General features: G+C 73.0%; 11 protein-coding genes, 2 tRNA genes and 1 pseudogene. 12 read left to right on the forward strand and 2 right to left on the reverse strand.

Annotated features, from left to right (window positions below):
- Nucleotides 1–77: 77 nt before the first annotated feature.
- From AB0E83_RS14260 to AB0E83_RS14305, 10 genes and pseudogenes are all read left to right on the forward strand, one after another.
- Nucleotides 78–290: a DUF6257 family protein gene (locus AB0E83_RS14260; protein WP_362110092.1), complete on the forward strand. Its 213-nt coding sequence runs from the start codon at nt 78–80 to the stop codon at nt 288–290.
- A 93-nt stretch (nt 291–383) separates the two neighbouring features.
- Nucleotides 384–2,552: an FtsK/SpoIIIE domain-containing protein gene (locus tag AB0E83_RS14265; protein WP_362110094.1), complete on the forward strand. Its 2,169-nt coding sequence runs from the start codon at nt 384–386 to the stop codon at nt 2,550–2,552.
- A gap of 225 nt (nt 2,553–2,777) precedes the next feature.
- Nucleotides 2,778–2,966: a hypothetical protein gene (locus AB0E83_RS14270; RefSeq protein WP_362110096.1), complete on the forward strand. Its 189-nt coding sequence runs from the start codon at nt 2,778–2,780 to the stop codon at nt 2,964–2,966.
- A 10-nt stretch (nt 2,967–2,976) separates the two neighbouring features.
- Nucleotides 2,977–3,258 (forward strand): hypothetical protein, encoded by a 282-nt coding sequence (locus tag AB0E83_RS14275; RefSeq protein ID WP_362110098.1) that lies wholly within the window; start codon nt 2,977–2,979, stop codon nt 3,256–3,258.
- An 86-nt stretch (nt 3,259–3,344) separates the two neighbouring features.
- Nucleotides 3,345–4,070 (forward strand): DNA methylase, encoded by a 726-nt coding sequence (locus AB0E83_RS14280; protein WP_362110100.1) that lies wholly within the window; start codon nt 3,345–3,347, stop codon nt 4,068–4,070.
- Nucleotides 4,067–4,930, forward strand: a complete 864-nt coding sequence (locus AB0E83_RS14285) for a bifunctional DNA primase/polymerase (RefSeq protein ID WP_362110102.1) — start codon at nt 4,067–4,069, stop codon at nt 4,928–4,930. The genes AB0E83_RS14280 and AB0E83_RS14285 overlap by 4 nt, the downstream gene beginning before the upstream one ends.
- Nucleotides 4,931–5,001: 71 nt before the next feature.
- Nucleotides 5,002–5,214 carry a hypothetical protein gene (locus tag AB0E83_RS14290; RefSeq protein ID WP_362110104.1) on the forward strand — a complete coding sequence of 71 codons (213 nt, stop codon included), beginning with the start codon at nt 5,002–5,004 and terminating at the stop codon, nt 5,212–5,214.
- Nucleotides 5,211–6,429, forward strand: a pseudogene (locus AB0E83_RS14295) (DUF3631 domain-containing protein). The gene AB0E83_RS14290 and the pseudogene AB0E83_RS14295 overlap by 4 nt, the downstream one beginning before the upstream one ends.
- A gap of 127 nt (nt 6,430–6,556) precedes the next feature.
- Nucleotides 6,557–6,754, forward strand: coding sequence for a helix-turn-helix domain-containing protein (locus tag AB0E83_RS14300; protein ID WP_362110106.1), 198 nt, complete (start codon nt 6,557–6,559; stop codon nt 6,752–6,754).
- Nucleotides 6,754–8,010, forward strand: coding sequence for a tyrosine-type recombinase/integrase (locus AB0E83_RS14305; protein ID WP_362110108.1), 1,257 nt, complete (start codon nt 6,754–6,756; stop codon nt 8,008–8,010). The genes AB0E83_RS14300 and AB0E83_RS14305 overlap by 1 nt, the downstream gene beginning before the upstream one ends.
- A 107-nt stretch (nt 8,011–8,117) precedes the next feature.
- Here AB0E83_RS14305 and AB0E83_RS14310 read toward each other — a convergent pair.
- A tRNA-Arg gene (locus tag AB0E83_RS14310) sits at nt 8,118–8,190 on the reverse strand.
- Nucleotides 8,191–8,606: 416 nt separating this feature from the next.
- A tRNA-Ser gene (locus tag AB0E83_RS14315) sits at nt 8,607–8,697 on the reverse strand.
- 240 nt (nt 8,698–8,937) lie between these two features.
- Here AB0E83_RS14315 and AB0E83_RS14320 point away from each other — a divergent pair.
- On the forward strand, nt 8,938–9,423 hold the full coding sequence (locus tag AB0E83_RS14320; RefSeq protein WP_362110110.1) for an SSI family serine proteinase inhibitor: 486 nt from the start codon (nt 8,938–8,940) through the stop codon (nt 9,421–9,423).
- Nucleotides 9,424–9,573: 150 nt separating this feature from the next.
- Nucleotides 9,574–12,463, forward strand: a 2,890-nt coding sequence (locus AB0E83_RS14325) for a PAS domain-containing protein (RefSeq protein ID WP_362110112.1), incomplete at its 3' end; no start/stop codon positions are given.

The following is a 12,463-nucleotide window of genomic DNA, read 5'->3' on the forward strand; positions in this document are numbered from 1 at the left end:
GCCTGCCCACCCCCGACCCGCGCGGTCGGGGGTGGAAGGGGAGCCGGGACAGCCCCGGCCCCGGAAGGGACCCGATCGTGGCCGCCAAGAAGAGCAACGAGTACGACCCGGACCACCCGCCGCTGACTGTCGGCGAGGGCGTGAAGTTCGGCTGGTACGTCGCCCGGATGGCCAAGCGCGGCATCGCCGGCGAGAACGTCTACCAGGGCGACCTGGAGAAGAAGGTCGACAAGCTCCTGGACCGCGCCCGCGACCGCGCGGAGAAGAACGCCCGCGGCAAGGGCAAGTAGCTGTGCCCCGGGGCGGCCGACAGCCGCCAAGCATCCCGACCGCCCCGGGCCCATCTCCCCTCCACTCTTTCGAGCAGCAGGAGAACCCCCATCATGACCGAGCCTCTGGCCGAAGCGACGGTGGTCAGCCTTGACGACCACCGATCCGCCCGCACCGACACCCTGCCCATAGACCTCACCAAGCCCACCGAACCCTCCCCCGCCCCCGCCGAGTCGGGCGAGGGCACCGGCGTGGACGTGATCGACCTTCCCGGTAACCCGCTCGCGGACTGGTTGACCGTGCCGGACGGGCCGATCCTGCCGGTGTGGGCCCGGTCGGTGAAGTCGCTGCGGGAGAACACCACCGCCCTGTGCCGACTCGGTTGGTGGCACACCCGCTACCACGCCGTCCGCACCCCGAAATACCTGTTCAAGACCGTGCTGCTCGCCGCCCGAGGCTTCTACCGCGCGATCGCCGGCATCTGGCCGACGCTGTCCGCGCAGGAGCAGTCCGCGACCGTCAAGGCTTTGAAGGCGCAGCTGAAGGTCCGCCCGGAGGACATCGAGCTGGCGGCCCGGCATCAGGCCGCCTACGCGGAGCGGACCCGGACCCGTCGGTGGCGGTTCGGGATCGCCGCCGTCGGCGTCGCGGCGGCCGCGACCGGCATCATGCTTGCCGATCCGCTCCTTCAGGCCGGGATCGGTGCCGCCGTCACCATCCCCCTCGCCCACCTGGGGCGGGGTGAGGAGACGCGGTTGCTGGACCAGGCGGCGCCGCCGATCCGGGTGGACATGTCCGCGCAGCAGCTCAACGACGCGCTGCGGGCCGCCGGCCTCCTCAAAAGCGGCAGTGGCAAGGACGAGAAGGACCTTCCGCGCGTGTCGTGCACGATGTGCCCCGTCCGCGACGGCCGTGGCTGGTCGGTGATCTTCGACATGCCTAGGGGCGGCGGCAAAACCGCCTCCGACGTCCTCGCGAAGCGCGAGGTCATCGCCCAGGAACTCGGCGTGGACGAGATCCAGGTCATCATGTCCCGCGTCCGCGCCGCCAACGGCGGCAACGCCGGCCGCGTCTCCATGTGGGTCGCCGACGACGACCCCTACCTCGGCACGCCGAACCCGTCACCGCTGGAGAAGGCCGAGCGGTTCTCCATCTGGGAGCCGGTCCCCTTCGGCCAGGACGCCCGCGGCATCCGCATCAACGTGCCGGTGATGTGGCAGTCGATGTTCTTCGGCGGCCTGCCCCGCCGGGGCAAGACCTTCACCCAGCGCCTCCTCACCGCCGCCGGCCTCCTCGACCCGTACGTGCGGCACTACGTCGCCGACGGCAAGGGCGGCGCCGACTGGATGCCCATGAAGGCCGTCGCCCACCGGCTCGTCATGGGCGCCGAGGACGACGCCATCGAAGCCCTCAAGGCCATGCTCGCGGAGCTGCTGGGGGAGATGGAGCGGCGGTTCGCGCTGCTGCGGGATCTGCCGACGTCGGTGTGCCCGGAGGGCAAGCTGACCCCGGAGATCGTCGCCCGCTACAACCTGCCGGTCATCTTCGTCACCATCGACGAACTCCAGGAGTACTTCACCGCGATGGAGCGTGAGGACCGCGAGCAGGTCATCAACGACCTGTGCCGCATCGCCCGCCGGGGGCCGGCCGCCGGGTTCATCTCCAACTTCGCCTCCCAGCGGCCCGACGCCGAGTCCGTGCCCGCGAAGCTGCGGGAGATCATCACCATCCGCTACTCCACCCAGGTGGTCGACCGCACCAGCTCCGACATGGTGCTGGGCAAGGGCAAGGCCGCCCAGGGCGCCGACGCCTCGGTCCTGTCCGAGGACCACAAGGGCGTGGGTGTGCTGGTGACCGGTCCGGCGTCGTACGTGACGGTGCGGGCCGACTACCTCGACGGGCCGACGTTCGCGCAGATGTGCCGCAAGGGCCGGGCCCTGCGCGAGGAGACGGGGCAGCTCACCGGCGACGCCGCCGGGGACGTCACCGCCGCCGCCGACGCGGCCGGCGTCACCGTCCCGCCGATCGTCTCCGACGTCCTGGAGGTCATGCGCCACTCCCCGCGCATGTTCACCACCGACCTGCTCGCCGGGCTCGTCAACATCGACGAGGACACCTACGGCGACTACAACGCCGAGGCCCTCGCCTCCGCCCTGGAGGCCGCCGGGGTGAAGCGGACCAGCAAGCAGGTGAAGATCAGCGGCGCCAACGGCGCGGGCTACCAGCGCCGGGACATCGAGGCCGCCGTGCCCGCCGAGATCCTGCTGTCGGCCGGCCGGTAGAGGGGTCCCCCTCTACCCACCCCAAGATCACCCACCCTCGCGCGACCGCTTCCGGAGCATCCGGCAGGGGCCGCGAAGTAGAGGGGGCCCTTTACCCCGGTCATGGGGGCGGTAAGGGCCTCTGACCTGCAAGGTAAGGCCGGTAAAGGGGGCCCGCCCGGCCCCCTGCCGGACCCTCACAGGCCCGGAATCCCGGGCCGCAGCCTCCCAGGGAGACCTCACCCGATGGCCGTCACCGTCTCGCTCATCCTCCTGTTCGGCATCGCCCTGTTCTTCCTCCTGCGCTCCAAGGAACTCAGCCCCGGCAGCGCCTTCACCGCCGCCATGTTCGGCTTCCTCCTCGCCTCCACCGGCGCCGCCACCCCCATCAACCACCTCACCGCCACCCTCGCCGACGCCCTCTCCAACCTCTGAGGAACTACCCGTGCTTCGTCTGCGCCTCCGGCTGGCCCACTGGCCCCGCCGCACGCTCATCCTGACCGACACCCCCCGCCCCGACTGCCCCGCCTGCGACGGCGCCGGCGGGCACAACCGGGACTACGGCGACCACACCACCGGCGAGTACGCCGGGACCGAGTGGGACCCCTGCCCCTGCTGGGACGAGGACCGCCGCTGGCCCCTCCTCCCCCTCCCGCGACTCCCGCGCCGTCGGCAGCCGTACGTCGACCCGTGGGGCAACGGCCACAGCAACGAACCGCCCTTCTAACAACGCCGAGGGCGGCCCCCCATCTCGCCAAAGACCGGGGCCGCCCTCGTTCCAGACCGCCAAACAACGAACTGGAGACATCCAGCATGACGCATCTCTTCCCCATCCGGCGACGCGACGACCGACCGTGGCTGCTCGACCTCTTCTGCTGCGCCGGCGGCGCAGGCACCGGCTACAACTGGGCCGGATTCACAGTGGTCGGCGTCGACATCGCCCCGCGCCCGAACTACCCCTTCACCTTCCACCAGGCCGACGCCCTCACCTTCCTCGCCGACCTCATCTCCACCGGGGAGATCGAACGCTTCTCGTTCATCCACACCTCCCCGCCCTGCCAGGCCGGCTGCGCACTGACCGTCGGCACCAACCAGGCCATGGGCTGGGGCGGCACCCACGTCGACCTCGTCCCCACCACCCGCACGCTGCTGGAAGCATCCGGCCTGCCCTACGTCATCGAGCAGCCCAACGGGAAGGCAGAGATCCGCAAGGACGTCACCCTGTGCGGCGAGATGTTCAGCCTCGGCGTCCTGCGACACCGCAACTTCGAACTCGGCCGCTGGAGCGCCACCCGACCCGCCCACCCCAAGCACCGGGGCCGGGTGCGCGGGTGGCGGCACGGCGAGTTCTTCGACGGCCCCTACGTCGCCGCCTACGGCAACGGCGGCGGCAAGCCGTCGATCCCCGAGCTCCAAGCCGCCATGGGCATCGACTGGACCGACGTCCGCGAGGAACTGACCGAGGCCATCCCGCCCGCCTTCTCCCAGTGGCTCGGCAACGCCTTCCTCACCCAGACCCGCACGGGGGCGGCCGCGTGAACAGCCTCCCCACCACCGCCCTCGGCCTCGCCGAACACGGACTGCCCGTGCTGCCCCTGCGCGCCGACAAACGGCCCTTCGGCAACTGCCGGACCTGCACCGACAACGCCTGCGGCGGACGGCCGAACATGAAGACCCCCGGGCCCTGCGCCTGCCCGTGGCCCTGCCACGGCTGGGCGGCGGCCACCACCGACCACCGCACTCTCGGCTCCCCGCAGTGGGCGGCGGCGTGGCGGCGGGCGCGGGCGATCGGCTACCACCCCGGCGGCGCCGGCGTCACCGTCGTCGACCTCGACAACGCCGACGCCGTCACCTGGGCCCGCGCCACGCTCCCGCCCACGACGACGGTGGAGACCACGCGCGGGGAGCACTGGATCTACTCCGGCACGATGCGCTCCGCGAACAAGGTCCGGCCCGGCGTGGACATCAAGTCGCTGATGGCCTACGCCCGGTGGCTCGGCCCCGGCACCGGCCCGATCGCGGCCCTGCCGCCGGCCGTCCTCGCCCTGGTCGAGAGGGAAGAGTCCACCCCCGCCCGGGCGGCCGTGGACTCTTCCACCCTGCCCCGCTGGGACCGCCACGTGGCCACCGGATGCCGCCACACCCCCGCCTTCGTCCAGACCGGTCTGGAGCGCGGACTCGACAACATCAGGGCCCACCCCGAGCAGGGCGCCGGTACCGCCGCCTACGGGGCCGCGCGGTTCCTCGCTGCCCGGCACACCGTCTGCCCCGGCCCCTGCGGGCTCGACGGCATCGCCGAGGACCTGATCGCCGCTGCCATCGCCGTCGGCGTTCCCGCGCCGTACGCCCGCCGCTGCGTCACCAACGGCATGAACGCGGCCCTGGGAGCCGTCGCATGACCGCCCGACTGCCCAGGCCCACCCCGGCCGTGGGCGGCCGAAAGCTCGTCGCCGAAGGCGTCCGCTCTGGCTTGGGCCCGCACTTGCTCGCCGGGCCGAGGATCCTCGCGCAGCTCCACATCTGCGCGCCCGGACGCGGCGCCACTCCCTCCGCCCGTTCCTGGTGCTCCTGCGGGCGGGACCTGACCGCCTTCGGCCACCGCAAGGCCGCAGCGCTCATCGCCGACCACGCCGCACACCGCACGCTCTGCCCGCTCCTGACCCAGGGGAAGGAAGCCGCATGAACCAGCAGCCCATCGACGGGGCCGCCCTGCTCGACGAGGTCGAGCAGTTCCACCGCCGCTTCAACGTGTTCCCGCGCGAGGCCGCCTACGTCGCCGTGACCCTGTGGGACGCCCACGCCCACCTCGTCGACTGCTTCGAGACCACCCCCAGGATCGCGTTCCTCTCCCCGGAGCCCGGCTCCGGCAAGTCCCGCGCCCTGGAGATCATCGAGCTGCTGACGCCCCGCGCGGTCAGCACCGTCTCCGCGTCCGCGAACGCGCTGTACCGGCTCGTCGGGTCGGCCGATGGACTGCCCACCGTCCTGTTCGACGAGGTGGACACCATCTTCGGCCCGAAGGCCAACGCCGACGAGGCCCTGCGCGGCTTCCTCAACGCCGGATACCGGCGCATCGGCGGCGCCCTGCGCTGCGTCGGGGAGGGCTCCCAGCAGAACGCCCAGGTCTTCGACTCCTACTGCGCCGTCGCCATGGCCGGACTCGGCTCCCTGCCCGACACCGTCCTGACCCGCTCCGTCATCGTCCGCATGCGCCGGCGGGCCCGCAACGAGAAGGTCGAGCCCTACCGCCAGCGCATCCACATGAAGCAGGGACACGCCCTGCGCGACCGCCTCGCCCGCTGGGCCGACCAGGTACGCAAGCCCGTCAGCGAGGCATGGCCCGAGATGCCCGACGGGGTCACCGACCGACCCGCCGACGTGTGGGAACCCCTCCTCGCCGTCGCCGACGCGGCCGGAGGCGACTGGCCCGAGCGGGCCCGCGCCGCCTGCCTGGAGCTGATCAACGCCTCGCAGATCGACGACAAGGGCTCGCTGGGCATCCGGCTGCTGACCGACCTGCGCGACCACGTCCTCGCCGGCCTGGACCGCCTGCCCACCGTCGCGATCCTCGACAAGCTCAACTCCCTCGACGACGCCCCCTGGGCCGACATGGGCGGCCGGCCCCTCGACTCCCGGGGCCTGTCCAAGATGCTCCGCGAGTACATGACCGCCGACAACACCCCCGTCGTCGCCCGCAACATCCGCACCACCGGAGGCGTCCTCAAGGGCTTCTACGCCACCGACCTCGAAGACGCGTGGCAGCGCTACTGCCCGCCCCCCGTCCCGGCATAGCGCTACATCCGCTACATCCGCTACACCCCAGGTCAGGGGCGGTGCGGATGTAGCGGAGACCCCCCGATGTAGCGGCTACACGCGCCACGCGACGAAGCGCGCGTAGCCGCTACATCGACCCCCATCCGCTACACAAAAACACCCGCTGACCTGCGATGTAGCGGATGTAGCGGATGTAGCGGACTTCCCAGAAGGGGGCCGAACGGCCCCAGCCTGCCAGCGAGGAGGCACGGGTGAGCATCGCGCTCCCGACCAGCCACACCGCCGTGACCGTCCCAGAGGTCATGGCCGCTCTGAAGTACAGCCGCAGCAAGGTCTACGACCTGCTTCGCTCGGGCGCCCTGCCCAGCTACACCGAGGGCCGCGCCCGCCGTATTCCGCTCGATTCCCTGCACACGTACATGCGCAACAAGCTTGAGGAGACTGCCTGATGGCCAAGAGGCGCGCGAACGGCGAAGGCACCATCACGAAGCGCTCGGACGGCCGCTACCAGGCTGCCGCGTACGTCTTCCGCCCGGACGGGACCCGGACGCGGAAGTTCGTCTACGGCAAGACCCGCGACGAGGTGAGCGACAAGCTCATCGAGATGCAGAGCAAGACCCGCCAGGGCATTCCTGCCGCCACGTCGGCCATGGCATTCGGGGATTACCTGACCTACTGGCTCGCCACCATCGCCCCGACCCGGCTGAAGCCTGCGACGCTCAACAGCTACGAGGGGCTGTCCCGTCTCTACATCCGGCCCGCCCTCGGCAAGAAACGGCTCAACCGGCTCTCCCCCACCGACGTGCGGGTGTTCCTCGCCGCGTTCAAGGACGGGTGCCTGTGCTGCCTGCGCGGGGTGGACGCGGACCGGCCGAAGGAGGAGCAGTCCTGCTGCGCCGTGAGGAAGTGCTGCGAGCGCCGGCCGTCGGCCCGGACCGTGCAGTACGTCCACGCCGTGCTCCGGTCCGCCCTCCAGCAGGCCGTTCGCGAGGAACTGATCGCCCGTAACGTGGCCAAGATCGTGGAGACCCCCACCGTGCAGCGCGAGGAAGTGCGTCCGCTGGACGCGGGTGAGGCCCGACTCCTCCTGAAGGCCGCGCGGGACCACCGGCTCTACGCCCTGTGGCTCCTGCTCGTCTCTACGGGGCTCCGGCGCGGGGAAGTCCTCGCCCTCACGTGGTCGGACCTCGACCTGGCGGCCGGGCAGCTCCGGGTCCGCCGAAACCTTCAGCGGATCAAGCGGGAACTCCTCTTCGGCACCCCCAAGACCACTCGTTCCATCCGTACGGTCTCGCTCCCGAAGAAGTGCGTGGACGCGCTCCACGCCCACCGGGCCACGCAGGAGGAGGAACGGAAGGTCGCCGGCGCGAAGTGGAAGCCCCTCGACCACCAGCCGGGCGGGCTCATCTTCACGACGTCCACAGGGCGGGCGACCGACCCTCGCAGCCTGAACCGCATGCTCACGATCCTCTGCGCGAAGGCGAAGGTGCGGCGCGTCCGCGTGCACGACCTCCGGCACACCTGCGCCTCGCTGCTGCTCGCCCAGGGGGTGGATGCCCGAGTCATCATGGAGACGCTCGGGCACAGCACGATCACGATGACCCTCGACACCTACGCCCACGTCATGCAGACAACCCTGCGGGCGGCTGCGGATCGAATGAACGACGCTCTGGGGCTGGACGACATCGACCCGGACGAGGGATAGCAGGCCGAGGAGGATCCCGCCGCCTGATCGGTCCGGCCGTGGACGTTGATGTCATCCGCTGATGTCAGAGGCCCCCTGGACGATGTCCAGGGGGCCTCTGACCTGTGTGCACTCGGCAGGATTCGAACCTGCAACCTTCTGATCCGTAGTCAGATGCTCTATCCGTTAAGCTACGAGTGCTTGTTCTTTTTTCTTGCCTCCGCTCCCCGGCCTTTCGGCCCGCTCGCGGCGACAGGAAGAACATTACATGACTGCCGCCGTCATGTGAAATCCGATTGCCCCACCCCCTCTGACCTGCGGAAACGCCCTCGGGGGAGGAAGTGGGAGGCGGGATGGACCGGGGGCTTCCGGGGGCGGAAACGCGGCGGAAGGCCCGGAAAGAGACCGGGGTCACACGCGGAGGGCCGGGCGGGCGCGCACGGATCGGGATGCGGGGCAAGGGGACGATTCCCGGAACGGCGGAAATCGCGGAACCCACGGAAACGGTGGGACGGCGGGAGCGGCGGAGGTCCGGCCGGCGGAGGCGGCCGGGGGCAGGGGGAGCCCGGGCGGCGAAACGGCGGAAGCCCCGGCCTTGGGGCCGGGGCTTCCTGGGGCGGAGGCGGAGGGATTTGAACCCTCGATGGGCGATAAAGCCCAAACCGCATTAGCAGTGCGGCGCCATAGACCGGACTAGGCGACGCCTCCTCGCCTCCCGCGCATGCGCGGGGTGCGTGCAGATGATGACACAGGCGAGCCTCGAGTCACCAATCGCTTTCACCGTACTAGGCGGGCGGGGCCCAGGGCAAAGCCCCGGCGCGCCCCCGCCCGGCGCACCCCGGTTGCGCAACGCCCGCGCGCCCGCAGCGTTAGAGGGGGTGTCCGACCGGTCTCCCTCCGCCTCCTCCGATTTCCGTCCTCGTCCTCGTCCTCGTCCGGAGTCGTTCCATGCTGCTGCGCAGTCTCGTCCTCGCCGCCGCCCTCGCCGGTACCACCGCCGGGGCCGCCTCGGCCGTGCCGTTGCCGGTGCCGCCGCTGCCCCTGCTCTCGCCCTCCGACCAGCAGGCCGACCAGCGGGCCGACCGGCAGTCCGTCCCCCGGTCCGACTCGCTGACCCTGACCGTCTCCCGCAGCGGGAACCCGGCGGCGGACGGCACCTGGGAGCTGACCTGCGGCGAGCGGCCGGGGGGCGACCACCCGGCGGCCGCGGAGGCGTGTGAGCGCCTGGCGGGCTTCGCGCGCGCCGGGGAGGACCCCTTCGCGCCGGTGCCGGCGGACCGGATGTGCACCCAGGTGTACGGCGGGGCGGCGACCGCCCAGGTGACGGGCGTCTGGCAGGGGCGGCGGATCGACGCCCGTTTCTCCCGGGCGAACGGCTGCGAGATCGACCGCTGGAAGAACGCGGAACCGATCCTTCCGAGCGTCCGGGGCTGACGCTCGGGGGCGCCGTTAGACTCCCTCAGTGACAGGGCCGCCGCCCGAGGGGCAAGATGGGGCCGGCCCGCCGTCACGGCACATGCCGGACGGCGAACACCGGGGGCACACCCCGTGGGCAATTGCAGGCGTCAGGGAGGAAGCGTCGTCGTGAGCAGCAGGCCATCCCGAGGCGCTGCTCGCCTCGCAGCCATACTCGACGCCCTCCCCGACGGCCTCGTGCTCGTCAACTGCAACGGCACGGTCGTCAACGCCAACACCATCGCCCTCGGCATGTTCGAGACCCCCGGCACCGCGCTCGTCGGGCGCGGGCTGCTCGATCTGCTGCCCGACTTCGACTCGCGGCTGATCCCCGGTTCGATGCGCCGCCCCGACCCGGCGGACGAGCGCGGCCGGACCAAGCCGATGCGGATGATCGCCCGCCGGACCGACGGCGGCGAGTTCCCGGTCGAGGTCACCAGCGCCAGCCTGGAGGACGGGCGCGAGGCGTACGACTCGTACAGCGGCTACACCGGCGACGAGCTGCTGATGCTCGTCGTCCGCGACCTCACCGGCACCCTCGACACCGAGGCCGAGCTGGCCCGCTCGCAGCGCCAGACCGAGATGATCCTGCGGGCCGCCGCCGAGGGCGTCGTCGGCACGGACACCGACGGCCGGGTCGTCCTCGTGAACCCCGCCTTCGCGCAGATCCTCGGCTACCGGGCCGGCGAGCTCGGCGGGGCCGAGCTGCACCCGCTGATCCTCGCCAAGCGCGCCGACGGCACCCCCTTCCCGTACGAGGAGTCCCCGCTCGCCGACACCCTCAAGTCCGGGCGCAAGCACCGGGTGCGCGGGCAGGTCCTGTGGTCGAAGAGCGGCGAGCGGGTGCCCGTCGACCTGACGACGGCGCCGGTGCGGGACGGGGACCAGCTCGTCGGCGCCGTGATGACCTTCACCGACCGCAGGCCGTACGAGGAGCTGGTCGAGAAGCACGCCGTCGAGCTCGCCGACCGGGCCGAGCGGCACGCGGCCGAGCGCGAGGAGCAGGCGGAGAAGTACGCGGCGCTCGCCTCCCGGCACGCCCAGCTGACCGCCGTCCTCGCCGAGTCGCTGCGCGGGCCGCTGGAGGAGCTGCGGAGCGAGCTGGGTTCGCTCGCCGCCGACGACGGCGTGCAGCTGTGGCCCGAGGCCAACCAGGTGCTGCACCACCTGGTCGCCGGATACGCCCGGATGACCGCGCTCGTCGACAACGTCCTCGGCTACCAGCGCCTGGCCGCCGGCGAGGAGGAGCTCGACAAGGAGGTCGCGCTCCTCGACGGGATCGTGACCGGCGGCATCGACGCGGCCGTGGAGCTGATCGGCCCGGGCCGGGCGCAGTTCGCCGTGCACGCGCCGCCGATCGAGGCCGAGGTCGACGCCGGCCGGCTGACGACCGCGCTCGCCCACCTCGTCGCGGACGTGGCCGGGGTCGACGCCACCGGCAAGACCCGCGCCTCGGCGCAGAGCGCCACCGCCCCCGCCGACTCGACGATCGTGGTCGCGGCGGCGCAGCGCGGCGAGGTCGTCCGCATCGAGGTCCGCGGCCCGTACGCGGGCGGCGACCCGGTCCACGGCCCCCTCGTGCGCGGCATCGTGACGGCGCACGGCGGTGTCGTGCAGACCCACGAGGTGCCGGGGACGAGCGGCGGCGCGTACGTCCTGGAGGTGCCGATCGGCGCGGGACGGGGAACCGTTCCGGCGGCCGAGCAGAAGCCCGCGTCCGCGGCCCTGGCCGTGGCCGGAGCCGGAGCCGGGAAGCCGGGCGCGGACGACGCGCCGGGCGCTTCCGGTGGCGAGCGGGCAGGGGGCGGCGTGCCCGCGCTGCCGGCGCAGGCCTCCGGACCGGCGCAGGCCTCCGGACCGGCGGACGGCGGGGCCTCGGGCGGCGGGACCGTCGGCGGTTCCGGACGACGCCGGGCCCGGCGCGGGTCCACGGACGCGTTCCTGGAGAGCCCGATCGCCCCGGAGGGCGGTGCCGGAGCGGTGACCGGGGGCGGACGCCGCCGGGCCCGTACGGAGGAGGCTCCAGGCCCCGCCGAACTGATCCCCGCCCAGCAGTCCACGGGCGTCGAGCCGACCGGCCGCCGCCGGGGCCGGCCGGCGGAGGGCTCCGTGGTGACCGCCGCCGAGGGCGCCCAGGAGCGGGCCGCGCTCGGGGCCGCCGTGCCGCCGCAGGGCGTCGCCGTCGACCCGTCCGGTGCCCCCGCGCTGACGCCGGCGCTGCCCACCGCGCCGCAGGGCGCGGTCGCCGTGGCCGCCGTCGAGGCCGCCGGGGCCCCTGGGGTCCCCGCGATTCCCGGTGCTTCCGGTGCTTCGGTCGCGTCCGGGAGCGAGGGCGAGCGGCCGACCGGGCGCCGGCGGCGTGCGCTCGCCGCCGCGCAGGAGCGCGCCGCGGCCGCCGAGGCGGGGCCGCGGACGCCGTTCGCGCTGCCGCCGGCCGAGGCCGACCGCCCGCTTCCGGAGGCCGTACCGGGCGCGGACGGGCACGGGGAGGGCCACCCGGGCGGTCACGAGGCCGTGCGGGACGTGCCCGCGGGGCACACTCCCCCGCAGCCCCACCCCCTCCCGCAGGCCCCCGAGACCTCGCAGGCCCCCCAGGTCCCGCAGGTCCCCCCGGTGCCGCAAGCCCCGCAGGCCCCGCCGGTCCCGGGGGCCGGGCCGGCGCCGGTCGCCGCCCCCGTGGCCGTACCTCCCGCCGTACCGCCAGCCGCTCCCGTGGCTGTACCTCCCGCCGTACCTCCGACCGCCCCCGTGGCCGTCCCTCCGGCCGCTCCGGTGGCCGGTCCCGCGGCCGGTTCGCCGTCGGCCGGACCGGCGGCTGTCGGTTCGCCGTCGGCCGGTTCGACGGCGACGCCCGCGAACGGGACCGGTACCGGTTCCGTACCGCTGCCTCCCGAGCTGCCGATGCCGAACCCCGCTCCGGCCCCGCTCATGCGGGGCGCTCCTCGGCAGGTGTGTCCCCATCGGTCAGGGGCTCCGGCTCTCGCGCCGAAGCCTACTGCGACCGGGGAGCGCCCCGAAG

This window comes from Streptomyces sp. NPDC035033 (assembly GCF_040636735.1).
In the GTDB taxonomy this organism is placed as follows: domain Bacteria; phylum Actinomycetota; class Actinomycetes; order Streptomycetales; family Streptomycetaceae; genus Streptomyces.